25 protein-coding genes, 1 tRNA gene and 2 pseudogenes are annotated in these 25,976 nt (G+C 64.1%); 13 read left to right on the top strand and 15 right to left on the bottom strand.

The window, feature by feature from the left end:
- Positions 1-215: 215 nt before the first annotated feature.
- The gene (locus NLM27_RS39115; protein ID WP_254148335.1) at positions 216-1,022 is read right to left on the bottom strand and encodes a lytic transglycosylase domain-containing protein; all 807 of its coding nucleotides are present in this window, start codon (positions 1,020-1,022) and stop codon (positions 216-218) included.
- A gap of 892 nt (positions 1,023-1,914) precedes the next feature.
- Between NLM27_RS39115 and NLM27_RS39110 the strand changes: the two genes are divergently transcribed.
- Positions 1,915-2,151, top strand: a complete 237-nt coding sequence (locus tag NLM27_RS39110) for a hypothetical protein (RefSeq protein ID WP_254148334.1) — start codon at positions 1,915-1,917, stop codon at positions 2,149-2,151.
- Positions 2,152-2,365: 214 nt separating this feature from the next.
- On the opposite strand, the gene rpoD is transcribed toward NLM27_RS39110, so the two are convergent.
- Positions 2,366-4,510, bottom strand: coding sequence for an RNA polymerase sigma factor RpoD (gene rpoD, locus NLM27_RS39105; protein WP_254148333.1), 2,145 nt, complete (start codon positions 4,508-4,510; stop codon positions 2,366-2,368).
- A 376-nt stretch (positions 4,511-4,886) separates the two neighbouring features.
- On the bottom strand, positions 4,887-6,896 hold the full coding sequence (gene dnaG / locus NLM27_RS39100) for a DNA primase (protein WP_254148332.1): 2,010 nt from the start codon (positions 6,894-6,896) through the stop codon (positions 4,887-4,889).
- Positions 6,897-7,113: 217 nt separating this feature from the next.
- On the opposite strand from dnaG, the gene NLM27_RS39095 reads away from it, so the two are divergent.
- Positions 7,114-7,677, top strand: coding sequence for a chlorite dismutase family protein (locus NLM27_RS39095; RefSeq protein WP_254149033.1), 564 nt, complete (start codon positions 7,114-7,116; stop codon positions 7,675-7,677).
- A gap of 101 nt (positions 7,678-7,778) precedes the next feature.
- On the opposite strand, the gene NLM27_RS39090 is transcribed toward NLM27_RS39095, so the two are convergent.
- Positions 7,779-8,177: a gamma-glutamylcyclotransferase gene (locus tag NLM27_RS39090; protein WP_254148331.1), complete on the bottom strand. Its 399-nt coding sequence runs from the start codon at positions 8,175-8,177 to the stop codon at positions 7,779-7,781.
- 289 nt (positions 8,178-8,466) lie between these two features.
- On the opposite strand from NLM27_RS39090, the gene NLM27_RS39085 reads away from it, so the two are divergent.
- Complete coding sequence (locus NLM27_RS39085) at positions 8,467-9,270, top strand: N-formylglutamate amidohydrolase (protein WP_254148330.1); 804 nt, start codon at positions 8,467-8,469, stop codon at positions 9,268-9,270.
- Between the two features lie 3 nt (positions 9,271-9,273).
- On the opposite strand, the gene NLM27_RS39080 is transcribed toward NLM27_RS39085, so the two are convergent.
- From NLM27_RS39080 to NLM27_RS39070, 3 genes are all read right to left on the bottom strand, one after another.
- Complete coding sequence (locus NLM27_RS39080) at positions 9,274-9,894, bottom strand: LysE family translocator (RefSeq protein ID WP_254148329.1); 621 nt, start codon at positions 9,892-9,894, stop codon at positions 9,274-9,276.
- Positions 9,895-10,114: 220 nt separating this feature from the next.
- The gene (locus NLM27_RS39075; RefSeq protein ID WP_254148328.1) at positions 10,115-10,651 is read right to left on the bottom strand and encodes a hypothetical protein; all 537 of its coding nucleotides are present in this window, start codon (positions 10,649-10,651) and stop codon (positions 10,115-10,117) included.
- Positions 10,652-10,653: 2 nt separating this feature from the next.
- Positions 10,654-12,102 carry an LVIVD repeat-containing protein gene (locus NLM27_RS39070; protein ID WP_254148327.1) on the bottom strand — a complete coding sequence of 483 codons (1,449 nt, stop codon included), beginning with the start codon at positions 12,100-12,102 and terminating at the stop codon, positions 10,654-10,656.
- 115 nt (positions 12,103-12,217) lie between these two features.
- Here NLM27_RS39070 and NLM27_RS39065 point away from each other — a divergent pair, with 115 nt between their 5' ends.
- The 3 genes and pseudogenes from NLM27_RS39065 to NLM27_RS39055 all read left to right on the top strand — a co-directional run bounded on the left by NLM27_RS39065 (position 12,218) and on the right by NLM27_RS39055 (position 13,503).
- Complete coding sequence (locus NLM27_RS39065) at positions 12,218-12,532, top strand: helix-turn-helix transcriptional regulator (protein ID WP_254148326.1); 315 nt, start codon at positions 12,218-12,220, stop codon at positions 12,530-12,532.
- Complete coding sequence (locus NLM27_RS39060) at positions 12,525-12,995, top strand: SRPBCC family protein (RefSeq protein ID WP_254148325.1); 471 nt, start codon at positions 12,525-12,527, stop codon at positions 12,993-12,995. The genes NLM27_RS39065 and NLM27_RS39060 overlap by 8 nt, the downstream gene beginning before the upstream one ends.
- A pseudogene (locus NLM27_RS39055) lies at positions 12,992-13,503 on the top strand (SRPBCC family protein). Before NLM27_RS39060 ends, NLM27_RS39055 begins: the two are co-directional and overlap by 4 nt.
- Positions 13,504-13,783: 280 nt before the next feature.
- On the opposite strand, the gene NLM27_RS39050 reads toward NLM27_RS39055, so the two are convergent.
- The 6 genes and pseudogenes from NLM27_RS39050 to NLM27_RS39025 all read right to left on the bottom strand — a co-directional run bounded on the left by NLM27_RS39050 (position 13,784) and on the right by NLM27_RS39025 (position 18,707).
- Positions 13,784-14,227, bottom strand: a complete 444-nt coding sequence (locus NLM27_RS39050; protein ID WP_254148324.1) for a hypothetical protein — start codon at positions 14,225-14,227, stop codon at positions 13,784-13,786.
- A gap of 2 nt (positions 14,228-14,229) precedes the next feature.
- On the bottom strand, positions 14,230-14,598 hold the full coding sequence (locus tag NLM27_RS39045; protein ID WP_254148323.1) for a hypothetical protein: 369 nt from the start codon (positions 14,596-14,598) through the stop codon (positions 14,230-14,232).
- Positions 14,599-14,681: 83 nt separating this feature from the next.
- Entirely contained in the window at positions 14,682-15,149 is a 468-nt protein-coding gene (locus tag NLM27_RS39040) for a MarR family winged helix-turn-helix transcriptional regulator (RefSeq protein ID WP_254148322.1), read from the bottom strand.
- Positions 15,150-15,158: 9 nt separating this feature from the next.
- Positions 15,159-16,769, bottom strand: coding sequence for an acyl-CoA synthetase (locus NLM27_RS39035; protein ID WP_254148321.1), 1,611 nt, complete (start codon positions 16,767-16,769; stop codon positions 15,159-15,161).
- A gap of 127 nt (positions 16,770-16,896) precedes the next feature.
- Positions 16,897-18,037, bottom strand: a pseudogene (locus tag NLM27_RS39030) (epoxide hydrolase family protein).
- A 214-nt stretch (positions 18,038-18,251) separates the two neighbouring features.
- Entirely contained in the window at positions 18,252-18,707 is a 456-nt protein-coding gene (locus NLM27_RS39025; RefSeq protein WP_254148320.1) for a GatB/YqeY domain-containing protein, read from the bottom strand.
- Positions 18,708-18,934: 227 nt separating this feature from the next.
- On the opposite strand from NLM27_RS39025, the gene carA reads away from it, so the two are divergent.
- The 4 genes from carA to NLM27_RS39005 all read left to right on the top strand — a co-directional run bounded on the left by carA (position 18,935) and on the right by NLM27_RS39005 (position 22,665).
- Positions 18,935-20,125, top strand: a complete 1,191-nt coding sequence (carA, locus tag NLM27_RS39020; RefSeq protein WP_254148319.1) for a glutamine-hydrolyzing carbamoyl-phosphate synthase small subunit — start codon at positions 18,935-18,937, stop codon at positions 20,123-20,125.
- Between the two features lie 211 nt (positions 20,126-20,336).
- Entirely contained in the window at positions 20,337-20,864 is a 528-nt protein-coding gene (locus NLM27_RS39015) for a cupin domain-containing protein (protein ID WP_254148318.1), read from the top strand.
- A gap of 141 nt (positions 20,865-21,005) precedes the next feature.
- Positions 21,006-22,229, top strand: coding sequence for a M4 family metallopeptidase (locus NLM27_RS39010; protein WP_254148317.1), 1,224 nt, complete (start codon positions 21,006-21,008; stop codon positions 22,227-22,229).
- A 130-nt stretch (positions 22,230-22,359) separates the two neighbouring features.
- Positions 22,360-22,665, top strand: a complete 306-nt coding sequence (locus tag NLM27_RS39005; protein WP_254148316.1) for a protealysin inhibitor emfourin — start codon at positions 22,360-22,362, stop codon at positions 22,663-22,665.
- 31 nt (positions 22,666-22,696) lie between these two features.
- Here NLM27_RS39005 and NLM27_RS39000 read toward each other — a convergent pair whose 3' ends face one another.
- On the bottom strand, positions 22,697-23,221 hold the full coding sequence (locus NLM27_RS39000) for a Dps family protein (protein ID WP_254148315.1): 525 nt from the start codon (positions 23,219-23,221) through the stop codon (positions 22,697-22,699).
- A gap of 119 nt (positions 23,222-23,340) precedes the next feature.
- On the opposite strand from NLM27_RS39000, the gene NLM27_RS38995 reads away from it, so the two are divergent.
- Positions 23,341-24,042, top strand: a complete 702-nt coding sequence (locus NLM27_RS38995; RefSeq protein WP_254148314.1) for a class I SAM-dependent methyltransferase — start codon at positions 23,341-23,343, stop codon at positions 24,040-24,042.
- A gap of 54 nt (positions 24,043-24,096) precedes the next feature.
- Positions 24,097-24,172: transfer RNA gene (locus tag NLM27_RS38990), tRNA-OTHER, on the top strand.
- Positions 24,173-24,272: 100 nt separating this feature from the next.
- Here NLM27_RS38990 and NLM27_RS38985 read toward each other — a convergent pair.
- Positions 24,273-24,644, bottom strand: a complete 372-nt coding sequence (locus NLM27_RS38985; RefSeq protein WP_254149032.1) for a helix-turn-helix transcriptional regulator — start codon at positions 24,642-24,644, stop codon at positions 24,273-24,275.
- A 115-nt stretch (positions 24,645-24,759) separates the two neighbouring features.
- Between NLM27_RS38985 and NLM27_RS38980 the strand changes: the two genes are divergently transcribed.
- Complete coding sequence (locus tag NLM27_RS38980) at positions 24,760-25,929, top strand: MFS transporter (protein ID WP_254148313.1); 1,170 nt, start codon at positions 24,760-24,762, stop codon at positions 25,927-25,929.
- Positions 25,930-25,976: the final 47 nt, after the last annotated feature.

Genomic DNA, 25,976 nt, shown 5'->3' with positions numbered 1-25,976 from the left:
CGCCTCTCTCTCCGCCGTCGTCCTAGCGAAAGCCGACCCATAACCGCCGCATTCAGTTTGGTGCAGACTGGCGGTTACTCAGCTCATGCAAGTGACTGAGACCCGTCGCAACAACTACCGCCTGGGGTAATGGGTCCTGGCCCCCCCGCGCGCAATTGCGCGCTAGGCCAGGACGACGATTGGAAAGAGTCTTCGCAAGACCCTCTCACGTCCCCTTACTGCCCCATCAAGCGATCCGCGAAATACCCGATCGTCTTCCTGTAGACCACCGCCCTGTTCCACTCGCGCATGGCCTCGAAATTCGGCGTGCCTTCGCCATAGGGCTGGCCCATCTTGAAGCCGTTGGTGTGAAGCAGGTTCGCGGTCGAGGCGAGCACGTCGGGGACGCTGTGGCGGAGGTCGACATGGCCGTCGCCGTCGAAATCGACACCGTATTTGATGTAGGACGACGGCAGGAACTGGGTCTGGCCGATCTCGCCGGCATAGGCGCCGATGAGGTCGCGCAGCGGCAGGTCGCCGCGCTGCACGATCTTGAGCGCGGCGAGCAGTTCGCCCTGGAACAGATCGGTGCGGCGGCAGTCATGCGCGAGCGTTGCCAGCGTCTTGATCACGGGCAGCTTGCCGGTGTCGCCCTTGCCGAAATCGCTCTCCAGCCCCCAGATCGCGACCAGGATATAGCGGGGCACGCCAAACTGCTGCTCAATGCGCGAGAGCAGCGCGGCGTGGCGCTGGAGCAGCGCGCGGCCGCCATTGATGCGGCCCGGACCGACACGGGTCGAAACGTACTGCTCAAAACTCTTGTTGAAGGTGTGGCGCTGGCGGCGGTCGAAGGCGAGCACGGCACCATCCTGCGTCACGCCGCTGAGCGCCGCATTGGTCACAGCAGCCGAGACGCCGGCTCCTTGCGCCTCGGCGGCCATGCTGGCGACGAACGCGTTGAAATCGCCGCCGCAGCGCGCGGCCTGCGCCGACCCGCCGGCCAGACAAAGGACGAAGGCGGTGGCCAGGGCTAGTCTCGACATGCGGGGAAATCCTCTGACGAATAAGAGCAGAAAGCGGCGCGCGATCATGCCCGGGAACCGGATTCGCGTCAAAGCGACAAGAGCTCACCGTGAAGGCGCGCATTTGATCCGCCCCAACATCGCCATGCCGACATTGGGGGATGAAAGGCTCCAGAACGCGCGAGGCGCGAACGCGTAAACAGGTGAGAGAACGCGACGAACATGACGGCGGACGCGGCTCGCCGCCGAGACGCTGAGGCCGCGCAGGCGCACGCATTGAGACATGCACCGCAACAATGGAACTCGCCGGCTCACGGTTTCTGCGCGTCGGCGGGAAGAGGTGCAGGAGGGCGCGCTTTCCTACAAGGCGCGCAGCCGGCGCTGCATCGTGAGAGCAGACCTATGAGCAAAGTGATTGACGATCCAAACAGTCGTTTCGCTACGCATGAGCGCCGCATGTCGCGATCGACGCATATCTGATGCGCACGCTGCGACATCGACGCCCACACGATTTGCCTTGCCAACGCGGGACGCATTCTGTAGCCTTCTATTTTAGGTTGTCACCCTGCCAGCCCCGGGTGATGCTGAAGACCAAAATAAACGGCGGGCTTGCGGCCCGCCGTTTATTGAGGCTGAGGTCACGGCAGGCGCTCGGCGCCGCGCGTCGATAGGCAAACCCAATCAAGCCAAGCCCAATCAAACCAAGCCTGCTGCTGACCAGTTCAGAACATGATGGAGTGAGGTCTGCTCGGCTGTCCGTAGTTCACCTCTCCCCGACGCGGAGAGGTGATTTGAGCTCCGAGCGCGCATCGATTCAATCAAGAATCATCCGCTGCAGCGCTCTGGCTCAACTCCGATGTCGACAACCGCCGAAGTCATTTGACTGCGGCCCGCTGATCGACGACAAGCCGCCATGGCCAAGAAACCCGGAACCAATCCCAAAGGCGAATTCGCCTTCTTCAACGTCATCTATGAGGACGATACCCAGCGCTCCAACCGCCGCGTACCCTCGGAATTGCTCGGCGGCCTCGACGGCGACGAACCCGCGCGCGGCTTCATCATGGAGCAGGACCGCGAGATCGCCGAAAAAAGCGGCCGCCCGCCGCTCGAGATCAAGCGGATCGAGAGGGTCGGGGCGAAGAAGAAGTAGATCTTCAACCTCTCCACGTCATTGCGAGCGAAGCGAAGCAATCCATCGCGCCGCAACAGAAGACATGGATTGCTTCCTCGCATCAGCGCAAAATTGCTACGCAATTTTGTCGCGAGCTCTTCGCAATGACGGCAAAAACAAAACGGCGGGCCTTTCGGCCCGCCGTTTGCGTTTGGATAGATGCCCGGGTCGAGCCCGGGCATGGCGATCCGGGTTAGTTGTCGAGGAACGACCGCAGCTTCCGGCTCCTTGACGGATGCTTCAGCTTGCGCAGCGCCTTCGCCTCGATCTGACGAATGCGCTCGCGCGTCACGCTGAACTGCTGGCCGACTTCTTCCAGCGTGTGGTCGGTGTTCATGCCGATGCCGAAGCGCATGCGCAGGACGCGCTCTTCGCGCGGCGTGAGCGAGGCCAGCACGCGCGTGGTGGTCTCGCGCAGGTTGGACTGGATCGCGGCGTCGATCGGCAGGATCGCGTTCTTGTCCTCGATGAAATCGCCGAGATGTGAATCCTCTTCGTCACCGACGGGGGTTTCGAGCGACAAGGGCTCCTTGGCGATCTTGAGGACCTTGCGGACCTTCTCCAGGGGCATGCCGAGCTTCTCGGCGAGCTCTTCCGGGGTCGGCTCGCGGCCGATCTCGTTGAGCATCTGGCGCGAGGTGCGCACGATCTTGTTGATCGTCTCGATCATGTGCACGGGGATGCGGATGGTGCGGGCCTGGTCGGCGATCGAGCGCGTGATCGCCTGCCGGATCCACCACGTGGCGTAGGTCGAGAACTTGTAGCCGCGGCGATACTCGAACTTGTCGACCGCCTTCATCAGGCCGATGTTGCCTTCCTGGATCAGGTCGAGGAACTGCAGGCCGCGATTGGTGTACTTCTTCGCAATCGAGATCACGAGACGGAGGTTGGCTTCCACCATCTCCTTCTTGGCCTGGCGTGCCTCGCGCTCGCCCTTTTGCACGGAGTGCACGATCTTGCGGAACTCGACGATCTCGAGGCCGGTGAGGGCCGCGAGCTGATGCACCTCGTGGCGAAGGTCCTTGATGCGGTCCTTCTCGTGGTGGACGAAGTTCTTCCAGCCCTTGGCCGAGAGTTTTGACACCCGGTTGAGCCAGCGCGGATCCAATTCAGAACCGGTGTAGTTGCGCAGGAAATCCTCGCGCGCCACACCATGGCTGTCGGCAAGGCGCATCAGGCGGCCCTCATGCGAGACGAGGCGCTTGTTGATGTCGTAGAGCTGCTCGACGAGTGAGTCGATACGGGCCTGGTTGAGGCGCAGCGACTTCACCTCGACGATGATCTCGTCCTTCAGCTTCTTGTACTTGCGCTCCTGATGCGGCGAGAGCGACTCGTTCTGGAGCTGGTTCTGGATGTCCTGCTCCTGAAGCTTGCGCAGCTTCTTGTAGCTGTCGGCGATCTTGTCGAAGATCTCGACCACCTTCGGCTTGAGCTCGGCCTCGATCGCCGCGAGCGACATCTGGTTCTCGAACTCATCGTCGTCCATGTCGGATTCGGCGGCGGCCTCGCCCGGATCCTTCTCCTCGCCGGCCTCGGTGGCGCCGGGAGCAGGCGCGGCACGGAACGGGGTCGGCGACGGGGGCGCGGCGGGCGGCGCGACATGCGCGGGCGCGGCTGCGGACGCGGTGGCTTCGCCACCCTCGGCCGGCGCTTCACCGGCCTCGCCATTGGGACCTGCGATCATCGCGGTGTTCATGCCGCCCTTGGCGTCGGGGCCGGCATAGGTCGCTTCGAGATCGATGATGTCGCGGAGGAAGATCTTGCCTTCGTTGAGCTCGTCGCGCCAGATGATGATGGCCTGGAAGGTCAGCGGGCTTTCGCAGAGGCCTGCGATCATCGCCTCGCGGCCGGCCTCGATGCGCTTCGCAATCGCGATTTCGCCTTCGCGGGACAGCAGCTCGACCGTGCCCATCTCGCGCAGATACATGCGCACGGGATCGTCGGTGCGCTCGCCCGGCTCGCTCTTCTTGACCTCGGTGACGGCCTTCTGGGTGACCTCGACGAGCTCGTTGTCGGTCTCGTCCTCGCCGCCCTCGTCCTTGTCCTCCTCGCCTTCAGAATCGTCGGCTTCGGTGACGTTGATGCCCATGTCCGAGAGCATCGACATGATGTCCTCGATCTGTTCGGGCGAGGTCTGGTCGGACGGCAGGACTTCGTTGAGCTGATCGAAGGTCACGAAGCCGCGCTTCTTGGCCTGCTTGATCATCTTCTTCACGGCGGCGTCGGACAGGTCGAGCAAGGGCGAGGGCGCGTCCTGGGAATCCTTCTCCGGCGCATCCGCTGCCTTGTCGTCTTTTTCCTTGTCCTTCGCCTGCAGCGTCTTTGCCTTGGTGGCCATCCATTGCTCCTAAACGCGCTTCAATGCAGGCGGCGCGCCCCGCCTGCCTGAATTCACATGAACCTGTTGCTCGACGCTCTCGCTTCGGCAGCTCTCGACACGGAAAGGGCGGCGCATCCAACTCTCGCCACCCCCAACTTTCTCTCGCCGGAATTGCCTAACGCTTCGTGAGCCTCTTTGTCGCAGCGGATGCAGGTTTAGTCCCAACAGTGCTCGCGCGGATTCATTCCTGACGCGTCTGTTCTGCCTGCGGCCGCTTCTGGGCCAAAGTGCTACAAGACCGTTAAGCCTCGATTAACCCTGTTTTTGCCGCCAAACCTTGGATTTGGCGAGTCTTTTAGCGGTTCCGGCCCCGGCCGTCCGCATGATTCTTTCATCACATGCTCTTCTGGAGCCGGCCCGACAGCTCACCAAAACCCTCGATCAGGGCCTCGGTACCGTCGACTTCGCCTATCCGAGCCTTGACGTCACGCAGCCACGCCAAATTGGCCTCGCTGGGGTCCTCCCCCAAGGCCAGCTCGGCGTCTTTCAGCTCTCTAAGTAGTGAATGCCATTGCCGATGCAAGGCAACCAGCTGATGCCAGGTGGCGAGAACGTCGTCCCGCGCCGCGCCCTCGCGGGCGCCCCACACCGCCGCGGTCGTGATGCCATTCTCAACCCTTTGAAGAATTTGAGAAAATCCGCCCTTATCGAGATCGCCCCGCATCTTTTCGGCCTGCTCACCGGGGTCCGGCGAGTGGTGATGGTCGTTGGCGAAGGCGGCGATGATGCCGGCCCTGAGCTTATGGGCCTCGGGATGGGCCAGCTCCAGGGCGGCGACCTCCTCAAGGTGTTCATGCAGCAGCCAGGGGTGATTGATCAGGCATTGCAGGATCAGGGCCTCCCGGCGGGAGATGGCGCTGCGCTGGCCCCGCATGATCGGGCTTGCCGCCAGCTGCGGGCTCGCCGCCTGGTAGGGGCCGGAGGGAAGCGGAATGGGACCGGGGGGGCCGCGTCGCCCGCCACCAAATCCCTGCCCGCCGAATCGATTCGCCCCTCCCCCACCCCTCGGCTGGAAGGAGCGGCCGGAATTGCCGCGGAAATTGCCCCGACCGCCAAAGCCGCCGCGCCCGCCTTCGGGGGCAAAGGCGCGCTGGAGCCGGTCGGCAAAATCGTCGCGATAATAGCGCCGCACCACCTCGTCGCGGATGCCGTTGGACAGCTCCTTGATGCGCGCCTCCAGCGCAGCGCGGCGCTCGGGCGTGGCGAAATTGCCGCCTTCGAGCTCGCGCGACCAGATCATGTCGGCAAGCGGCCGCGCCGCCGCGATCACCTCCTCGATCGCGCCGCGCCCGCCCGAGCGCGCGAGATCGTCGGGGTCCTGTCCTTCCGGCAGCAGCGCGAAGCGCAGGCTTTTTCCCGGTGCGAGGAACGGCAAGGCAAGGTCCGCAGCACGATAGGCCGCCTTCTGGCCGGCGCGGTCGCCGTCGAAGCAGAGGATCGGCTCGTCCGCCATCTTCCAGAGCAGCGCAAGCTGGCTCTCGGTCAACGCCGTGCCGAGCGGCGCGACGGCGCCCGCAAAGCCCGCGGTGACCATGGCGATGACGTCGACATAGCCTTCGACCACGATCAGCGCGCTGCCGTCATGGGTCGCCTTGCGCGCGGTCTGGTGGTTGTAGAGATTGTCGCCCTTGTGAAAGAGCGGCGTCTCCGGCGAATTCAGGTATTTGGCCGGAACGTCCTTCTCGAGCGCGCGCCCGCCAAAGGCGATGACGCGGCCACGCAGATCCGTGATCGGAAACATCACGCGATCGCGGAAGCGATCGTACGGCACCGGAATGTCGTCGCCGGCCACGAGGAGCCCGGTCTCGATCATGTCCTCGACGGAAACGCCGAGCTTGCCGAGATGCTCCTTCAGCGCAAAGCGGTCGGGCGGCGCATAGCCGAGACGGAACTGCAATTGCGTCGCCGGCGAGATGGCGCGGTCGGCGAGATAGCCGCGCGCTTTCGCGCCGACGCGCGAGGCCAGCGTCTCCGCGAAGAACTTCGCCGCGAGCTCCATGACGTCATGTAGCGATTTGCGCCGCTGCTCGTGCCTGGCGGCATCCGGCGTCACCGCCGGCAGCGGCAGGCCCGCCATATTGGCGAGCCGCTCGACGGCCTCGGCGAACGGCAGGCCATCGGTTTCCATCACGAAGTTGATGATGTCGCCGTGCTTGCCGGAGGAGAAGTCGTGGTAAAAACCCTTCTGGTCGTTGACGTAGAAGGACGGCGTCTTCTCCTGCTGGAACGGCGACAGGCCCTTCCACTCCCGCCCCGCCTTCTTCAGCTTGACGCGCTTGCCCACGACTTCGGAGACCGAAAGCCGGGCACGAAGCTCGTCGAGGAATTGGGGCGTGAAGCGCATGGCCTGTGTGTAGCGCGAAACCGGGTGAGTCGGGCTGGGGATCAGGGATATAGGTGCGGCCCGGCCAAAGGCCAGGTTTGTCGGGCTTATCCGAGTTATTCGACCTATTCACAGGGCCCCGCCTTCCCACTGTCATTCCGGGGCGATGCGGAGCATCGAGCCCGGAAGGACAGCAGAAATGCTTGAACCCGGCCCGGTTCCGCGCTTCCATATCCCCATGTTCAGGACGTTTCGAGGCGGCCACAGCGGGGGTTGGCGCGTGACGTCGCTTTCGCCCGTGACGGGCGAGCCCCTGCCCTTCGTGCCGGCGCTGTCGGTGACCGACAGCGAGGCCGTCTCATTGCCGCTCGTGCCCTCGCGCAACGCCTGGCGGCTGGCCGGCGTCGCCAGCAGCTTGCGCTACACCGAACGGCCTGAGAAGCAGCAGCTCGATGCCGTGCAGGCCGGCCTCGGCCGGTTGGACGCAACCAGCGCGGCGTTGATCCCGATCCGCAAATCGCAGGCCTGGTGGGAGCTGACGCAGGAAGAGCGCCGCCATATCTTCGAGGACAGATCGCACCACATCGCGAGCAGCCTGCGCTATTTGCCGGCGATCGCGCGGCAGCTCTATCACTGCCGCGACCTCGGCGGTCCCTTCGACTTCTTGACCTGGTTCGAATTCGCACCGGTTGACGCCTCACTGTTCGAGGAGCTGGTGGCGATGCTCAGGCAGACCGAGGAGTGGACATATGTCGAGCGCGAGGTCGACGTGCGCGTGGTGAAGGAAGTGCTGTCGGCTTAGCGCATGATCCGGACTCAAAGGGCCGCGCTAGCGCAAAGTGCGCAGCGGTTTTCCCTCGCGACAAACGCGGAACGCGTTTGCGCGGAAATCATGCTCAAGAACTAATGGTCGAGGAAGCGGCCGGACTCGATGATCGGCAGGCCGGTGACGGGCCAGTTGTAGACATAGGTCCAGGCCTTGCCGCTGGTGCCATCCGGCAGCATCACGTCGATCAGCTGGCGCAGATATTCGGTCGGCTCCGGAAAACCCTCGCCGCAGGCCTCGTACATGTCGAGCTCGCGCAGGAGTTCGTCGCCCGCGCGCAGGTGAAAGAGCTCGCCGTGGACGCGATCGGACGGCGCGTCCGATAGCAGCAATCCCGGATAATGCTTGATGAGGAGCAGCCGGCCGCGGCAGGTCGCTTCGCTCAGGAAATCCGCATGAGCGGCGAGCAGCCGCGCCATCGGATGATCGAAGCCGCGCATCAGGGTGCCGTAGACGAAGAGACGATCGGTGGTCATGGGCGCTCTATAGCTGGCAATGGTGCGGAACGACAGCGGCGCATGTTCGCTGTCGTCCTGGCGAACGCCAGGACCCATAGCCACCGAACGCCGCAATGGGCAAGCTGACAGCGCCAGCGCCGGCCACGCTGGCAGTCGGGGTAATGGGTCCTGGCTTTCGCTAGGACGACGGTGTGGAGGCAGTGCGCGCCCTTAGCGGCATCCTCGGTCGATGATGGTGATTTTGTGCGAACCAATCTATACCGACCCCCGCCCGACTTTCGGGGCGACCTTTCCATAGGCAATCAGGATGGACCTGCACACGACTGAGGCCGCCGATCAACTGCTCGGCGAGGGTGACATTCCGCCGGTGCATGAGGTGAATGCGGAGGGACAATCGCCCTTCCTGCTCACCTCGGATCATTACGGGCGGGTGCTGCCGCGCGCGCTCGGCGATCTCGGCATCGCGGAAAGCGAGCTCGTCAGGCACATCGGCTGGGACATCGGCATCGCCGGCGTCGCCGAGCGCCTGGCAAGAATGCTCGATGCGCATCTGATCGCGCAGCGTTATTCGCGGCTCGTGATCGACTGCAATCGCCCACCCGTCGCGGCGAGCTCGATCCCCGTCATCTCCGAAGCCACCGCGATCCCGCGCAACAAAGGGATTTCGGAATGGGAGCGCGAGGCGCGGCGGCGCGAGATCTTCGCGCCCTATCATGATCGCATCGACGCCGCGATCAACCGCCGCCTGCACGACGAGCGGCCGACCGTGCTGGTCTCGCTGCACAGTTTCACGCCGGTCTATGCCGGCGTGGCCCGGCCCTGGCACATCGGTGCGCTGTACAACCGCGACACCGTGCTGCCGCAGCGGCTTCTCAAACATCTCCGCAGCGAAGGCGATCTCGTCGTCGGCGACAACGAGCCCTATGCGGTGAACGACCTCACCGACTACACCATTCCCGTGCACGGCGAGGCGCGCGGCCTCGTCAACACCGGCATCGAGATCCGCCAGGATCTCATCGCCGACCAGTCCGGCCAGCAGCAATGGGCCGAGCGGCTGGCGCGGATTTTTGCGGAGATCGAGGTGGAGCTGGAGGCGCAGCTGTTGGTGTAGATCTCACTTCGCCCTGGTCAGCGCCAGCCAGATGCCGCCGCCGATCATGAAGCCGCCGGAGATACGCGACATCATTCGCGTGCGGCGCGCCGAGAAGAATTTTCGGGCGCGGCCGGCGGCGATCGCATAGAGCGCGTCCGTCATGACGGCGGTCACCATGAAGGTGGCGCCCAGCAGCGCGACTTGCGGAAAGTGCGGCTGGTTCATGTCCATGAACTGCGGAATGAAGGCGCCGAAGAACACCAGCACCTTCGGGTTCGACAGCAGCACCAGGAACCCTTGCAGGAAGAAACCGCCGCGCGGCGGCGGAGGCGGCGCGTCGACATCAACGCCCTCGACCGGCGCCCAGATCAGCCTGATGCCGAGCCAGACCAGATAGGCGGCGCCGGCAAAACGCACCCAATCGAACCAGTAGCCCATGGTCGCCATCAGCGAGGTCAGGCCGACCGCGACGATGCCGATGACGATGGCAAGGCCCGCTTGCGCGCCGGCAACGTTGGTGAGCGCTGCGCGGGTGCCGTGGCGCAGGCCATTGGCGATGACGAGGGTGACGATCGGCCCCGGCAGCAGCGCCAGCGCAATGCAGGCGGCGACGAAGGCGAGATAGGCTTGCATGGACATCATGGGAGGGACTCGCTGAGGTTTGTGCGCATTAATGCATGGCGGCTGCGGGAACGGAAGCGCGCTTATCCCCTCTCCCCGCTTGCGGGGAGAGGGTTAGGGTGAGGGGGAATCTCCCCGGGGACGGTGATAGTTGGACTCGCGGAAACTCCCCCTCACCCGGATCGCATCTGCGATGCGCTCCGGCCTCTCCCCGCAAGCGGGGAGAGGCGAAGAGCGTGCCTCATCTTCCATCCAGCGCCGCCGTCACCCATGTCCTCATCTCCTGCGTCTTGAGGAACGCGAGCGCCGCGCGCTGCATCGCGCTCGCTTCCCCGCGCCCCTGCACGGCCGCAATAAAAAGATCGCAGCGGCGCGAGACGGCAACACCGATCGCGGTGCGGGCGCCGTCGGGCATGGCGAGATCGTAGCGTCTCGCGCGGCCGCGCATCTCGCCAAGCTCCACCTCCTCGCCCGGCGCGACCGCCGCAAAGCGCGGGCCGATCAGATCGATGTCGGCCACGCGATCGACCTCGTCGTCATCGGCAACGCCGCGGTCGCAATTGCAGAAGCCGCGCTTGGCGCGCACATAGAGCTCGGCGCCCGCGCAGGCACCGTCGCAGCGGAACGCCCGCCCCGCAGGCCAGCCATCGCGTGGGAATGGCCAGGCGATCTCGCGCCAATGCGCCGATTCCTGCACCGGCGGCGCGAGCCGATAGGCGCCGACGCCGGACACACCGAGCGCGATCACCACGCCCGCGATCGCTGCCGCGCGCCGCATCGTCAGTTCTTCGGCAGGCCGGCGACCGCGCGCGCCGGCCCGGTCAGCTCGAGGATATGCAGGCCGGTATTGGCGCGATCGACGATGTAGATGTAGCCGCGGTCATCGGTCTCGACATTGTTGGTCTGGATCGCCACTTTGCAGCGCTCACCGCCCTCGACCGGGATGCACCGCTTGTCGGTGGCAGCGGTGATCGACGGAATGAAATAGCCGACTTCCTTGGGGTGATAGGGATCGCGGATGTCGACCGCGCGCACGCCGGCATTGAAGAAGGCGATGAAGGCCATTTTCTTGTAGTAGACCGGCGCCATGCTCTCGTTCGACGAATGCGAGCCGAAGCGGCCGCCGCGCTGGCAGAACTGCCCGCTCGCCTCCGGCACGGTATAGCTCGAGATCATCATCGGCCGCGTCTCGGTGGTGACGTCCGCGAACCAGACCATCTGCCGCGCCTCGCCGCATTCGTTCAGGATCGCCTCGTCCACGATCATCACGATGTCGCGGGTCTTGCCATCCTTGTCCTCGGCAAATTCGGCAATGGGCATGTCGAGCATCGGAAACGTGGTATGCGCGCCGTTGAAAGCGGACATCGGCATGCGCGAGATCTCGGGATAGCGCAGATTATCCGGCGTCGGCTCCTTCGGGCCGTTCAGGAGCTTCTCGCGATCGACGATCTGCAGGATGCCGCCCTTGTTGGTGCCATAGCCGAAGAAGACGCGATTGCCGTCGGGCCCGGTCGAGATCGGCCCGTGCAGCTCGGTCGGCACCGCGCCGGTCGCGCCCGGCTCCTGACCCGGCAGGCCGAAGTCGCGGATTTTCTGCGGACGCGCGGGATCGGAGAGATCGTAGATCTGCGTCATGCGCCGCGTGCGCCAGTCCGGCGCGCCGGAGACGAGAAAGGCAATGCCGGTGTTGCATTCCCACCAGCTCTTGTGCGTGTCCTTCAACCCGCCGATGCGCGTGACGAGCACGGGATTGGCGGGGTCGGCGACATTCCAGATCTCATGTGCCTCGCTCCCGAAAGTGCGCAGCATGTAGACCGCATTCGGATCGCCCTTCGGCAACGACTTGCCGTCGCAGATGCGTACCATCTGCGCGCCGCCGGATTCGTACTTGCCTTCCTGCCCCGGCAGGTGCCGCAGATATTTCGGCCGCGCGGGGTCGGTGACGTCGACGATGGAGGTGCCGTTCGGCTCGGCCTTGCCCGTCATCGGGTTGACGGGGTTGGGCACGTCGTCGGTGCCGCCGTGATGGCCGATATAGGCGATCCAGCGATCGCCCTGATGATGGATGGTCGGCTGATAGGCGCTGCGCGCCTGAAGGTCGTTCATGCCGACCAGCTTCATGTTGGAAGCTTCCGGCGGCGCGCCGATCACTTGCTGTTTTTGGGCGTGAACGGCCGTGCTGCCGGCAAAAAAGACGAGGCAGGCAGCAGTCAAGACGCAACGGAACATGAAGTCCTCCCGGAACCAATCTGCGTTGGCTGAGCCCGAAGGCTAACACGGCCGATTGCGCGCGCCAAAGACACCATCTTGACATGCAACCATTTGGTTGCCTATTATCGCAGCCATGGATGAGGTCTTCAAAGCGCTCGCCGATGCGTCACGACGGTCGCTGCTGGACAGGCTTCACGCCAGGAACGGCCAGACGCTGAACGATCTCTGCGACGGCCTTGCGATGACGCGTCAGGCCGTGACCAAGCACCTTGCGATTCTGGAGGAGGCCAACCTGGTCACCACCATCAGGCATGGCCGCGAGAAGCTGCACTATCTCAACCCCGTGCCGATCCATCAGATCGGCGAACGATGGATCAGGAAATTCGAGCGCGGCAAGCTCACCGCGCTCAGCGAGTTGAAACGCCAGTTGGAGAAGCGCGATGAGTAAGCCGGAGTTCGTCTACGTGACCTATATCGAGACCACAGCCGAGAAGCTGTGGGAGGCGCTGACGTCGAGCGAGTTCACGAAGCAATATTGGTTCGGCGCCGAAGTCCGGTCCGACTGGAAAGTCGGCTCGCCTTTCGCGCTTCTGCTCGACGGTGAGACCACCGACTCCGGCGAAATCCTCGAGGCCGATCCGCCGCGGCGCCTCTCGTACAGCTTCAAGCACCACAAATTCGAGGAACTGCGCAGTGAGCCGATCTCACGCGTCGTCTTCACCATCGAACCGTTCGGGTCGCTCGTGCGTTTGACCGTGCTGCATGATGGGTTCGTGGAAGGCGGCAAATATCTCGGCGCCGTTTCCAACGGCTGGCCGGCGATCTTGTCCGGCCTCAAGAGCCTGCTGGAAAGAGGCAAGGTGCTCGCCATTCCGCGCGCAGCCCTCAACAAGGGATTCGACACAAAATGAACCTCGAGCAATTCAAGCCGCTGACCGCCTACACCATCTATATTGCGTCCACGCCGGAGAAGGTCTGGCAGGCGCTGACCTCGGCGGAGTTCAGCCGGCAATATTTCTTCGGCAATGCCGTCGAGGTCGACCCGCGGCTCGGCGGCGCCTTCATCGTGCGCACGCCCGACGGCGCGCTGCACATCAGCGGCGAGGTTCTCGCCTACGACCCGCCGCGAAAGCTCGCGGTCACGTTCAACGTGAACTGGCCCGAGCTGGTCGAGAAGCTCGGCCCGACGCTCGTCACCTACGAGATCGAACAGGTCGGCGATGCCGTTCGCTCACCATGAGCGAAGGCCATGACCGCCCGCTGAGTGACGACATCCTCGCAGGCGGGCGCTCCGGCTGGCCGGCGATCCTGTCCAGCCTCAAAAGCCTGCTCGAGACCGGCCAGCCGCTCGTCGTCAAGCTGGGCCCGCCGCAGCGGATGCTCGATGCGCTGAAGGCGATGGGGATCAAGACGCCGTAGGACAGCACCTCAGCCGTCGTCCTGGACAAGCGCCGCGAAGCGGAGCGCAGATCCAGGACCCATTACCACCGAAGCCGATTTGGCGGAGGCTGGTCATGACCAGTTCGCCCCAAACTCCTCCCTGGGGGTAATGGGTCCTGGCTTTCGCCAGGACGACTACGAAAGCCGCCGATAGCGATGCCAGGTCGCATGACCGAGCACCAGCAGCATCACGATCACAGCGGCAAGCGTTGGGCGGTCGACAAATAACGCTACGGCTTCGCTTGCAGCGCCACGCGTATCAGGCACGCCAGGCGAGCAGAAGCGCCACTCCGAGATTGGCCACGAACAGAGCCGCGTCGATGACGAAGATCCTGAGCATCGGGCCCTTCAGCACGGGCCAGTAAGCTACCCCGACGCGTCCGCCGCGCATCAGCACCGGAAGGTTATAGGCGAACTGGCTGAAGTGGCAGCCGGCAAAGAACAGGAACAGCGCGAGCTGGGCCTCGACCGGCTGGAAGAACGACGGACGAGCGGCGAGAAGATAGAACGACAACAGCCCGATCGGCAGATTCATCCCGCCCAGGAACGCCACGCTGGCCGCAAGCGTCGGCGCGATCGGATTGCTGCGCTCTTCCCGCGGCAGCAAGATCTTCAGCGTGTTACCCTGAGCAACGCTGAACTGAATGAAGGCGCCCACGAACCAGAGCGTGTTGAGAAGCAGGACGAAATCCGAAAGGCGCATGGCTATTTTCCGTAAAAGGCTTCGCTGCGCACCACGCGGCCCGCATCGTCGAAGTCCATGAATTCGCTGGCCCGCGTGTCGCCCAGCTGCCACCAGACCGTCAGTCGCGCGATCGCCTCGTCCCAGCTCCAGCTCAGGATCTTCAGATCGGCGCTTTCGATGTGGCCATAGGCTTGCCGCCAATAGGCACAGATGTTCTCGGCGCCCGTGACGACGGGAGAACCGGTCAGTGTCAGCGCCAGAGGACTGCGCATCTGTGCATGGTCGGCAAAATGCGCAACGACCGCGTCGATATCGACCATGCACCAGTTCGCGCACCATGCCGCGACGAAGCGTTCGGCGGCTGCGCGATTCATTGCCTGTCCGTTCATGACGCGAGCTCTCCCCCTGGCTTATGGCCGGGAAAGTGGCAAAGCTCGCGCCTCATGTCAACTATATTGACTTTAGGATTGGGTCAGTTGTTGTCGGCGATGGCTTCCATGACGCCCATCCATGCCGCCGCACCGGATGTCCCGACCCGATCGAACGCCTCGCGCAGTACCTTGCGTTCGTGGTCCGATGCCCGCTGTTCGATGCGCTGTCCCGCGGCCGTCAGGCGCAGCAGCTTAGATCGATGCTGCTCGGGCGAGCGCTTCGACGTCAGGAGCTTGCGTTCCAGCAGCAGGTTGAGCGGCCGGTTGAGGGCCTGCTTGGAAATACCGAGGATCTCGATCAGCGCGCCGATTGCGATGTCGGGCCGGCGCGCCACCACGTAGAGGATGCGATGGTGCGGACGCGACAGGCCTTGGCTTGCAAGATAAGCGTCGGCCTCCAGCGTCATGCCGCGCCAGCCGTAGTACATCAGCTCCAGCGCCGCATCGAGATCGTGCAGCTTCGTCAATGAGGCGCGGTGAAGCCCCGCGGCTTGAGGCGTCTTTGCCATTGCCGGAAGCTAACCCTTCGCCCGCAGCTCGCGCCGCAGCACCTTGCCGGTGGCGGTCATCGGCAGCGTCTCCGCGAACGCGACGAAACGTGGATATTCGTGGGCGGCGAGCTGCACCTTGACGAACTCCTGGATTTCGCGCGCGAGCGCGTCACTGCCGGTGAAGCCGGGTCGCAGCACGATCCAGGCCTTGATCGATTCGGTGCGGATCGGATCGGGAATGCCGACCACCGCCGCCATCGCCACCGACGGATGCTTCATCAGCGTGTGCTCGATCTCGGACGGGCCGACGCGATAGCCGGCGGTGGTGATGACATCGTCCTCGCGGCTGACGTACCAGAAATAGCCGTCCTCATCCTGCACGCCGAGATCGCCGGTCAGCAGGAATTCGCCGGCATATTTCTTCGCGGTCGCCTCCGGATTGCGCCAATATTCGAGCATGGTGACGGGACATGGCTGGCGCACGCCGATGATGCCGCGCTGCCCGCGCTTCTGCTCTTCGCCCTTGTCGTTGACAATGCGGACGTCGAAGCCCGGCGTCGCCTTGCCCATCGCGCCGGGACGGATCGGAAACAGGTTGGAGTTGCTGCCGATCACGAGGTTGCACTCGGTCTGGCCGAACACTTCGTGGGCGTCGATGCCGAAGGTCTCGCGCACCCAGCCGAGCAATTCACCGCCGAGCGATTCACCGCCCGTGAAAATGCTGCGCAGCTTGACGCCAGAATGCTTCACGCCGGCCTGGCGCATCAGCTTGAGCGCGGTCGGCGGCAGGAAGACGTTGCGAACGCCAAGGTCGGCCATCATCTGCATCGCCGCCTGCGGCTCGAATTTGCGCGCGCGATGGCCGACCAGGGGAATGCCATGATACCAGAACGCCAGCAGGCCGTTGACGAGGCCGCCGATCCAGGCCCAGTCCGCCGGCGTCCACATGAGATCGCCGGGACGCGGCAGGAAGTTGTGGCACATCTCCACGTTCGGCAAGTGTCCGAGCACGACGCGGTGCGCATGCAGCGCGCCCTTGGGATTGCCTGTGGTGCCCGAGGTGTAGATGATCAGCGCGGGATCGTCGGCGGAGGTATCGACGGTCGCGAAATCCTCGGACGCGGTTTCGATCGCCGGCCAGAACGGCTTTGCGCCGGCATGGACGGCGCCGCTCGTGATGTAGATGTCCTGCAAATAAGGCAGCCGTTCGCGGATCTTGGTGAGCTTCTCCCAGCCCGCCTCGTCAGTGATGATCGCCTTCGCTTGCGAATTCGACAGTCGGAATTCCAGCGCGTCCTCGCCGAACAGCGCGAACAGCGGGATCGAGATCAGCCCGGAGCGGAACGCCGCCATATGTGCGATCGGCAGCTCCAGCGACTGCGACAGGAACACCGCGACACGGTCGCCACGCACGAGGCCATCCGCCTTCAGCACATTGGCGAAGCGGCGCGACATGTCGGCAACCTCGTCAAAGGAGGTGCGCGTGGTCGCGCCGTTCTCGTCGACATAGACCAGCGCGAGGCGGCCCGTGCCGTCGGCATGGCGATCGCAACACGCTTCCGCCATGTTGAAGCGCCCGGGGATGTCCCAGCGGAAGTTGCGGATGAGCTCGTCATAGGACTTAGCTTCGGTCAGCATGGTTCGGCGTTCCACGGTCTCGGCGTCATGGCCGGACGTGTTCCGGCCATCCACGTCTTGCTTCTTCGGCCTAGTCTAAGCTCGTGGATGCCCGGGACAAGCCCGGACATGACGGCTGAGTGCGCGGCTATCGTACCGTCGCAAAGAATTTGCGCACATCGCGCACGAACAGCTCCGGCTGCTCGAAGGCGGCGAAATGGCCGCCCTTCTCCATCTCGCTCCAATGCGTGATGTTGGGGAAGTTCGGCTCCATCCAGCTCCGCACCGGCGTGATGATCTCCTTGGGGAATGCTGCGACGCCCGTCGGCACCTTCACGACCGGCGTCGTCCGCCGCTTGCCGAAACTTTCCCAATAGAGCCGCGCGGAGGAGGTGGCCGTCTCCGTCGCCCAGTACAGCATGACGTTGTCGAGCAGCTCGTCCCTGGTGAGGATGTTCTCGGGATGGCCATTGCAATCGGTCCAGGCCCAGAATTTCTCCAGAATCCAGGCCGCCTGCCCGCTCGGCGAATCCGTCAGGCCATAACCGAGCGTCTGCGGCCGCGTCGACTGCTGCTTGGAATAGCCGGAATCGAGATCGACATAATGCTTGAGGCCGGCGAGCGCGCGCTTCTCCTCTGCCGTCGGCTCACCCTCGATGCGCGGCGGCGAATTGAAGGACAGCGTGATGTGGATGCCGGCGCAGTGCTCGGCATCCTGCGCACCGAGTGAGGTCGTCACCGCCGAGCCCCAATCGCCGCCCTGCGCGCCGTAGCGCGCATAGCCCAGCCGGTCCATCAGCCTCGCCCAGGTCGCGGCGATGCGGTCAACGCCCCAGCCGGTGGTCTTTGGCTTGGCGGAGAAGCCGAAACCTGGAAGCGACGGGCAAATCACGTGAAAGGCATCCGCGGACTTGCCGCCATGCGCGGCGGGATCGACCAGCGGCGCGATCACCTTCTGGAATTCGACGATCGAGCCCGGCCAGCCATGGGTAATGATCAGCGGCAGCGCCGACGGCTCCTTCGAGCGCACATGGACGAAGTGGATGTCGAGGCCGTCGATCTCGGTGGTGAACTGCTCGAAGCGGTTGAGCTTCGCCTCGCGCGTCCGCCAGTCGTAATCGTTCGCCCAATAGGCGCAGATCTCCTGGATCCATTTCAGCGGCGCGCCCTGGCTCCAGTTCCTCCACCAGCTCCGCCTCCGGCCAGCGCGTGCGGGCGAGACGCGATTTGAGGTCGGACAGGATGTCGTCGCTGACGGAGATGCGGAACGGCTTGATCGCGCCGGTCATCGGTTGCCTCCCGATTGTTTCTATCGGGCAAGAGTAGACCGAACTGATGCGGCATCATAGGTGCCGATCCTCCCCTGGAGGGGGAGGATCGGTTCGCATAGCGCGAAGCGGTATGCGAACCGAGGTGGGGTGACGGTGTCTCAGCCGAAACGGTGCCCGAGTGGAGAGATCACCGCGCGATCGACCCTCCCCTCCAGGGGAGGGTAACAAAGAGTTAGCCCGACAGCGCGGCCTTCACGAGGCCGGACGCCTTGCCGAAATCCATCTGTCCCGCGTATTTCGCCCGCAGCGCCGAGATCACCTTGCCCATGTCCTTCATGCCGGCAGCGCCCGTTTCAGTGATCGCGTCCGCGATCGCCTTCTTCACCTCGTCGTCCGCCATCTGCTTCGGCAAATAGGCCGAGATCACCGCGATCTCCTCGCGCTCCTGGGCGGCGAGCTCGGCCCGGCCGCCCTTGTCGTAGAGCTCGACCGCCTCCTGGCGCTGCTTGATCATCTTCTGCAGTACGGCGAGCAGGTCGGCATCCGACAGCGGCGGCTTGCCGTTGCCGCGGGCGTCGATATCCGCGTTCTTGATAGTCGAGTTGACCATGCGCAGCGTGGACAGCTTGCGCTCGTCCTTGGCCTTCATGGCCTCCTTGACCGCATTGTTGATGTCGTCGCGCAGCATGTCGGGGTCCTCTCGATCTGTCAGGGCCTGATCTAAGCCGTTCGCGGGCAAGAGGCCATACCGGAGCGGCCACGGGTTCATTGTTTCCCTCCCGGGGGTCGAAATGGCTCAAAATTGCCAGTTCCGGCCCGAGGGCCTGAAGCCGCCCGTCAAATATGCAAAAACGCATGTGAATCGGCCCCTTCCCGCTTTGACGGGCGCGCGTGGGGGGCTTATGAAACGCGCTCATGACACAACATGACAACGATCCCGCTTGGCCGGACCACAAACCGACCGCGCTCCTCGTGCTTGCCGATGGCACGGTGCTCGAAGGTTTCGGTCTCGGCGCCGAAGGCCACGCCGTCGGCGAGGTCTGCTTCAACACCGCGATGACCGGCTATGAGGAGATCCTGACCGATCCCTCCTATGCCGGCCAGCTCATCACCTTCACCTTCCCGCATATCGGCAATGTCGGCACCAATGAGGAAGACATCGAGACGGTGAACATGGCCGCGACGCCCGGCGCGCGCGGCGTGATCCTGCGCACCGCGATCACCGATCCCTCGAACTACCGCGCCACCAAGCATCTCGACCAATGGCTGAGGGCGCGCGGCATCATCGGCCTCTCTGGTATCGACACCCGCGCGCTGACCGCGCTGATCCGCTCCAAGGGCATGCCCAATGCCGTGATCGCGCATTCCAAGAGCGGCGAATTCGACCTGCATGGCCTCAAGGAAGAGGCACGCGAATGGCCGGGCCTCGAGGGCATGGACCTCGTGCCGATGGTCACAAGTGGCCAGCGCTTCACCTGGGACGAGACGCCCTGGCTGTGGGACAAGGGCTTTGGCCGGCAGGACAAGCCGGAGTTCAACGTCGTCGCCATCGACTACGGCATCAAGCGCAACATCCTGCGCCTGCTCGCCGGCGTCGGCTGCAAGGTGACGGTGGTGCCGGCGACGACGTCATCCGAGGACATCCTGGCGATGAAGCCGGACGGCGTGTTCCTGTCCAACGGTCCGGGCGATCCGGCCGCGACCGGCAAATATGCCGTGCCCGTGATCCGGGACGTGATCAAGTCGGGCACGCCGACCTTCGGCATTTGTCTCGGTCACCAGATGCTCGGCCTCGCCGTCGGCGCCAAGACGAAGAAGATGCATCAGGGCCATCACGGCGCCAATCATCCCGTCAAGGACGAGACCACCGGCAAGGTCGAGATCACCTCGATGAACCACGGCTTTGCCGTCGACGAGGCGACGCTGCCGAAGGGCGCGACGCAGACCCACATCTCGCTGTTCGACGGCTCCAATTGCGGCATCCAGCTCGACGGCAAGCCGGTGTTCTCGGTGCAGTACCACCCCGAGGCCTCGCCCGGCCCGCGTGACTCGCACTACCTGTTCCAGCGCTTTGCCGATCTGATGCGGCAGAAGAAGAGCGCGTAAGGCGCGCTACGGCTCGTGCCCCGGGCGCAGTGAAGCGCGCCGCTCTTTGCGGCGTGATGCGCTGCTGAACCGGGGCCCATGCTGGTTTCTGGGTCCCGGCTCAGCGACGCATCGCTTCGCGCTGAATCGCGTCCGGGACACGAGACCGGTTCAGGAACGCCTCCTCCCGCTTCAATGTTGTCTCCGCACCTTCGTGTAGCAGGAGCCTGCCATGTCCGTCGTCCGCGACAATGCCGAGCCGCTCGCCATCGTGTTCGAGGATGACGGGCTCGTGCCGAACAACATCCTTCCGTTCCTGGTCTACCAGGGCGCGGTGACGCTCGATCCCAAGCGACCCGAAGAGACCATCGAAGACCTGTTCGAAGCGAACGGCTGGGGCGGCACGTGGCGCAACGGCGTCTACGACTATCTGCACTATCATGCGACCGTGCACGAGGTGCTCGGCGTCGCACGCGGCGATGCGCGGGTGCGCTTCGGCGGCGATCATGGTCAGGAGCTCCAGATCAAGGCCGGCGATGTCGCAATCCTCCCCGCTGGCACCGGCCATCAATGCATCAATGCAAGTGACGATTTCTGCGTGATCGGCGCCTATCCGCCGGGCAGCAAGATGGAGATCACGCGGGCAACCGCGGAGAATCACGCAAAGGCGCTGAAGACAATTCCGGCCGTGAAGGTGCCAGAGTCCGATCCAGTCATGGGCAGGAACGGAGCGCTGGTGAGATTGTGGGAACGGAGCTGACGTTTCCATTCGCTCTGCGCAAGATCACTTTCGCGGGATCGTGACGGGGCGGCTTGACTCCGAAAACCTCGGGTAGAAGATCGCGGAAGTTGTATTTCCTGATTTTGTTTTGCTGTTTCCCGTGCACCATTGGAGTCGATCATGATGTTCTCAAGCCGTTGCCAGTGCATCAACTGCATCACCCCACCCCACATTCTCAAGAAGCTGCTCGACAACAGTGACGGCCGAATTCGCGATGCGGCCCTGCGCACATTGCTGTCGACATCGCGGCTGAGAGGCGAGCGTGCCATCCGCGGGCTCGTAGCCGCTGCGGCCGCTCCGTCGTCGCATGGCCGGCGAACGATATCGGACTGCGGCAACACCACCGACCTCAGCTCGGCGACAATCGCTCGCACCGAGGACGGCGCAAAATCGAGGAACGACACCGTCAATCGCGCATTCGTAGGCCTGGGCGACACTCGCGAATTCTATGAGCAGGTTCTCGATCGCGATTCCATTGACGGAAGAGGGATGCGGCTCAACGCCTTCGTGCACTATGGCGACGCCTTCAACAACGCGTTCTGGGACGGCAACCAGATGGTCTTTGGCGACGGGGACGGCGTTCTCTTCACCGACTTCACCAAGTCGATCGACGTGATCGCCCATGAGCTCACGCATGGCGTCACCGAAACGACCGCGGGACTGATCTACCACAACCAGTCGGGCGCGCTGAACGAGTCGATGTCCGACGTCTTCGGCTCGCTCGTCAAACAATGGACGCTAAAGCAGGCAGCCAACCAGGCAGATTGGCTGATCGGGGCCGAAGTGTTCACGCCCGACATCGGAGCGGATGCCTTGCGATCGATGAAGGAACCGGGCAAGGCCTTCAATAATTCGACGCTCGGCAAGGATCCGCAGCCGGACCATATGAGGAAATACGTCAACCTGCCCGACACGGATGCGGGCGACAACGGCGGCGTGCACATTAATTCCGGGATTCCCAACAAGGCATTCTACCTGACCGCGATCGGCATCGGAGGCCATGCGTGGGAGGCGCCTGGACACATCTGGTACGCCGCGCTCCAGGCCTCTAACCAGAGCACCGAGTTTCAGGAATTCGCCGACACCACCTATCTCAAGGCAGGACAGCTCTATGGCGGGCAGAGCGCCGAGCAGCAGGCCGTTGCTGCTGCATGGAAGGATGTTGGCCTCCAGATCAGCGGCGTACGGTCGCTGGCCGGAACCAGCAGTCGCATCAGGCGCGCGCCGGCCACCACGAACGGCCACGACGACGCGGACGTAACGCAGAAGATTGCCGAACTCTCCAGTCAGCTCACAGCGCTGTCGCGCACGTTGGAGGGTATGCAGCAGGGGCGGCGACACTAGGGCATGATCCGGAGGATCATATGCGCGAGCGATTGCCTCGGCGCGATGACGACGATCCCGATCTCATCGCGCCTGGGCATGCGGCGCGGATACCCCTGACTTGGGGACCGCGGTAAGGTCATAGGTGGCTATGAAGATCAGCTTGGCTCAACACGGCGGTCAGGGCGCCGGAGTTTTTCTCCAGCGCCCGCCGCTCGTCGTCGATTGCGGCGCGCTCGACCCGACTCAGGCGAAAGAGCTCGGCGAACTCGCTGCAGCGGCCACATCGGCAGGCCCCCCGCCGCCGAAGCCCGAGCGTTCGCGCGACCTGATGTCGTACTCGATCTCGATCGAGGACAACGGGCACGAAACCGTCCTGTCGGGTGCCGATACCGCCATGTCGCCGGAATTCGCCAAGCTGCTCGCCTGGCTACAGCGGTATTCCAAATCGCGATGACCTGACAGCCAGCCTGACACGGGCGGCGACGTTACGCCTCGTTGCCGCCTTCCTGGCGGGTGGCTTCGAACAGGAACCAGGTGCGGCGCTCGGTCTCGTCGATGAAGTTCTCGAGGATGCTGGCGCTGGCGACGTCGCCGGCCTCGTCGCACACCTCGTGTGCCTTGCGCATCGCAGCCGCGACATGCTTGTTGTCCTGCATCAATTCGCGGAGCATCTCGCGCGGCGGGACGTAATCCTCGTTGTTGTCCTTGATGGTCTGGAGTTTTGCGACCTGGCCGATCGACTTCAGCGTGGTGCCACCGATCTTGCGGACACGCTCGGCGAGCTGGTCGGTGGTGGCGAAGATCTGGTCGGACTGCTCGTCGAGCAGCAGATGGTAGTCACGGAAATGCCGGCCGCTGATGTGCCAGTGGAAATTCTTGGTCTTCAGATAAAGCGCGAACGCGTCGGCCAGAAGCACGTTGAGCGCCTCCGAGACCTTCTTGACCCCATCGGACGACAGATCGGTGGGGGTGTCGAGATCGGGCGAGACCTTGTTGTTGGTTTTGCTCACGGGAGACCTTCCTGTTAGGACGCGGACAGACATTGACGGCGCGCCGTCGCACCCCTAACGCAAGGCGGGCAGCGCCGGTTCCTGAACAGGAACCGTTTGGCCGGGATCTTCGGAATACCATGGACGATTGGATCGATTATTACGACTCCACGCATACGATCTATGTCAGCAAGCTGCATCGCGACTTGCACTTCCAGATCATTGCGCGGGACATCATCGGCTATATCCCCTCACCTGAGGCAGTGGTGCTGGACTATGCCTGCGGCGAGGCGCTGTCGGCGAGCCAGGTGGCATCCGCCTGCGGCAAGCTGATCCTGGCTGAGCCGGCGCCCGGGGTGCGCGGCCGACTGATCGCGCGGTTCGCGCCGGACACCAAGATCCGCGTCCGCTCGCTCGACGACGTCCGCAAGATGCAGGACCAGTCGATCGATCTCGTCGTGATGAACTCGGTCGCGCAATACATGACCTCGGAGGAGCTGGATGGCGCCCTCCGCAACATCCGCCGGATCCTGAAACCCTCCGGCAAGCTGGTGCTCGGCGACATCCTCCAGCCCAATGTCGGCATGTTCAGGGACGTGATGGCGCTGCTCAGCTTCGGCCTGCGGCACGGCTTCCTGAAAGACGCGCTGGTCGGGCTGATCAGCACCGCGCTCTCGGATTATCGCCAGCTGCGCTCGCGCATCGGCCTCCAGCGCTACAGCGAGGACGAGATCACCGCCAAGCTGACCGCGGCCGGGTTCGCAGTCCAGCGCGCGCACACCAATATCGGCCACAATCGCTGGCGGATGACCTTCGTCGCGCGGCCGCCTCTGGTTCGTTAAGCATAACAATTCACCGAGGTGGCTTGCGGTATCCCGATCAGGCATGATCGCGACGGCCCGGTGGCGGAAGCGTCTACGCGAGGGCGGTGCAACGCTCTACATCCTGGTTCAAATCCAGGCCGGGTCTCCAGCCTTCGCTGGCTTCGCCAGCTTCGGCTCGGCAAGCCCTTTCGTAGCGAAGGCTGCCGCGGCGAAGCCCGAAGGGCGAAGTCGGGCGCGCTCCTCACCCTTCAATCCACATTCACCACTTCGCACTCAGGCAATAGCTGAAGCCGGCCGGCATCCCTGGCTGCGGAGCTGATGACGGCATCGAGTAGGCCCGGGAACCGCGCGTCCAGATCCTCGCGGCGCAGCCTCATGAACCGGTTGGTTCCCGCGATGCGGGTCTGCATCAGCCCGCATTCGCGCAGTTTGGCAAAGTGATAAGCGAGGTTGGACTTGCCGCCGAGATCACTGAAATCGCCGCAGCAAAGCTCGCTGCTGACACGTTCTTGCTGCGCGAGCTGATAGACGATCGCCAGACGAATCGGATCGCTCAGGCAATCCAGGACCATCGGCAGCTCGATCTGCTCGCGGGTCGGGTGAAGCGGTGTGCGGCTCATGATCCCCCGAATCATACCCCAGCCGTCATAATGTTCAATAGTTGTTGAACCAATTGACTCCTCGGCCTTTATGTTCAATAGTTCAATAAATGTTGAACCAAAGGATGGCGTTTCAATGAGCGTGTTCTGGCTGGCCCTGGCGGCCTTCGCGATCGGCACGGAAGGCTTTGTCATTGCAGGACTTTTGCCGTCGATCGCCAGCGATCTCTCGATTTCGGTCTCGGCCGCCGGCCAATTGGTCACTGCCTACGCACTCACCTATGCCGTAGGCTCGCCGATCCTGGCGGTGACCCTGAACAACATCGACCGCCGCACCGTGCTGGCTTTGGCGCTGTCGACCTTCATCGCCGGCAACCTCGCCGCGGTGGTTGCATCCAACTACGGCCTGCTGCTGGCCTCCCGCATGCTGATGGCGCTGGGCTCGGGGCTGTGCATGCCGACGGCGCTCGCGGTGTCCGTGGCGGTCGCCTCGCCCGAACGGCGCGGCCGCGCGGTGGCCCTGGTCACCTCGGGCCTCACCGTCGCGACCGTCATCGGGGTCCCCCTGGGCAATCTCGTCGGCAGCCTCTTGGGCTGGCGCGCGACCTTCGCGATGGTCGCCCTGATCAGCATGGTTGCGCTCGCCGGCCTGCTGCTCGGCCTGCCACGCGGCCTGCCGCGCAACACGGCCTCGCTCAGCGCGCGGCTGGCGGTGGCGCGTCACAGCAACGTCTTGATCGCGCTTGTGATCACGATCTTATGGGCCCTCGGCGGCTTCACCGTATTCACCTATTTCGCGATCCCACTGCGCGGCCTCGGCTTCGATGCTGCGCAGATCAGCCTGGCATTGCTGGTGTTCGGCGGCGCTGCCGCGATCGGCAACATGCTCGGCGGCGTCCTGGCCGACCGGCTCGGCGCGCTTGCGACCGCCGCCCTCGGGCTCGCCGGCATGGCGAGTGCGCTGATCCTGCATTCGCTGGTCCTGAAGCTTTTGCCCGGGCAGGCGCATTATGCGGTGCTGGGCGCGATCTCCCTCTGGGGCATCTCGGGCTGGGCGTTCTATCCGGCCCAGATCGCCAGCATCATCCGAAACGAGCCGCAGGCCTCGATGATCGCGCTCTCGCTCAACGCCTCCGCGATGTATCTCGGCTTCGCCATCGGCGGGGCGCTGGGCGGCGCGGTGCTGGCCACCCTCTCGCCGACCGACCTCGGCTGGATCGGCGGAACGAGCGTTGCGGCCTCCCTTCTGGTGCATCTTGCCCGGGGTTGGCAGACCCGACCAAAACCCGTCAAAATTGCCGGTTGATGGGCGTTTTTCGGGGTTTCGCCGCCCCGAAAACTGGTCTAAGACCC

The sequence above is a fragment of the Bradyrhizobium sp. CCGB12 genome, assembly GCF_024199845.1.
Lineage (GTDB): Bacteria > Pseudomonadota > Alphaproteobacteria > Rhizobiales > Xanthobacteraceae > Bradyrhizobium.
This window is presented reverse-complemented; position numbering and strand designations above follow the sequence as displayed.

What these genes read in the sequence shown, in the direction of transcription:
- NLM27_RS39085 (WP_254148330.1), top strand. Translation starts at nt 8,467, where the DNA reads ATGGACCTGCACACGACTGAGGCCGCCGATCAACTGCTCGGCGAGGGT.
- NLM27_RS38995 (WP_254148314.1), top strand. Translation starts at nt 23,341, where the DNA reads ATGGACGATTGGATCGATTATTACGACTCCACGCATACGATCTATGTC.
- NLM27_RS39115 (WP_254148335.1), bottom strand. Translation starts at nt 1,022, where the DNA reads ATGTCGAGACTAGCCCTGGCCACCGCCTTCGTCCTTTGTCTGGCCGGC.
- rpoD (WP_254148333.1), bottom strand. Translation starts at nt 4,510, where the DNA reads ATGGCCACCAAGGCAAAGACGCTGCAGGCGAAGGACAAGGAAAAAGAC.
- NLM27_RS39095 (WP_254149033.1), top strand. Translation starts at nt 7,114, where the DNA reads ATGTTCAGGACGTTTCGAGGCGGCCACAGCGGGGGTTGGCGCGTGACG.
- NLM27_RS38985 (WP_254149032.1), bottom strand. Translation starts at nt 24,644, where the DNA reads ATGAGCCGCACACCGCTTCACCCGACCCGCGAGCAGATCGAGCTGCCG.
- NLM27_RS39070 (WP_254148327.1), bottom strand. Translation starts at nt 12,102, where the DNA reads ATGTTCCGTTGCGTCTTGACTGCTGCCTGCCTCGTCTTTTTTGCCGGC.
- NLM27_RS39065 (WP_254148326.1), top strand. Translation starts at nt 12,218, where the DNA reads ATGGATGAGGTCTTCAAAGCGCTCGCCGATGCGTCACGACGGTCGCTG.
- NLM27_RS39010 (WP_254148317.1), top strand. Translation starts at nt 21,006, where the DNA reads ATGATGTTCTCAAGCCGTTGCCAGTGCATCAACTGCATCACCCCACCC.
- NLM27_RS39015 (WP_254148318.1), top strand. Translation starts at nt 20,337, where the DNA reads ATGTCCGTCGTCCGCGACAATGCCGAGCCGCTCGCCATCGTGTTCGAG.
- NLM27_RS39005 (WP_254148316.1), top strand. Translation starts at nt 22,360, where the DNA reads ATGAAGATCAGCTTGGCTCAACACGGCGGTCAGGGCGCCGGAGTTTTT.
- NLM27_RS39035 (WP_254148321.1), bottom strand. Translation starts at nt 16,769, where the DNA reads ATGCTGACCGAAGCTAAGTCCTATGACGAGCTCATCCGCAACTTCCGC.
- NLM27_RS39075 (WP_254148328.1), bottom strand. Translation starts at nt 10,651, where the DNA reads ATGCGGCGCGCGGCAGCGATCGCGGGCGTGGTGATCGCGCTCGGTGTG.
- NLM27_RS39040 (WP_254148322.1), bottom strand. Translation starts at nt 15,149, where the DNA reads ATGGCAAAGACGCCTCAAGCCGCGGGGCTTCACCGCGCCTCATTGACG.
- dnaG (WP_254148332.1), bottom strand. Translation starts at nt 6,896, where the DNA reads ATGCGCTTCACGCCCCAATTCCTCGACGAGCTTCGTGCCCGGCTTTCG.
- NLM27_RS39045 (WP_254148323.1), bottom strand. Translation starts at nt 14,598, where the DNA reads ATGAACGGACAGGCAATGAATCGCGCAGCCGCCGAACGCTTCGTCGCG.
- NLM27_RS39060 (WP_254148325.1), top strand. Translation starts at nt 12,525, where the DNA reads ATGAGTAAGCCGGAGTTCGTCTACGTGACCTATATCGAGACCACAGCC.
- carA (WP_254148319.1), top strand. Translation starts at nt 18,935, where the DNA reads ATGACACAACATGACAACGATCCCGCTTGGCCGGACCACAAACCGACC.
- NLM27_RS39090 (WP_254148331.1), bottom strand. Translation starts at nt 8,177, where the DNA reads ATGACCACCGATCGTCTCTTCGTCTACGGCACCCTGATGCGCGGCTTC.
- NLM27_RS38980 (WP_254148313.1), top strand. Translation starts at nt 24,760, where the DNA reads ATGAGCGTGTTCTGGCTGGCCCTGGCGGCCTTCGCGATCGGCACGGAA.
- NLM27_RS39050 (WP_254148324.1), bottom strand. Translation starts at nt 14,227, where the DNA reads ATGCGCCTTTCGGATTTCGTCCTGCTTCTCAACACGCTCTGGTTCGTG.
- NLM27_RS39025 (WP_254148320.1), bottom strand. Translation starts at nt 18,707, where the DNA reads ATGCTGCGCGACGACATCAACAATGCGGTCAAGGAGGCCATGAAGGCC.
- NLM27_RS39080 (WP_254148329.1), bottom strand. Translation starts at nt 9,894, where the DNA reads ATGATGTCCATGCAAGCCTATCTCGCCTTCGTCGCCGCCTGCATTGCG.
- NLM27_RS39110 (WP_254148334.1), top strand. Translation starts at nt 1,915, where the DNA reads ATGGCCAAGAAACCCGGAACCAATCCCAAAGGCGAATTCGCCTTCTTC.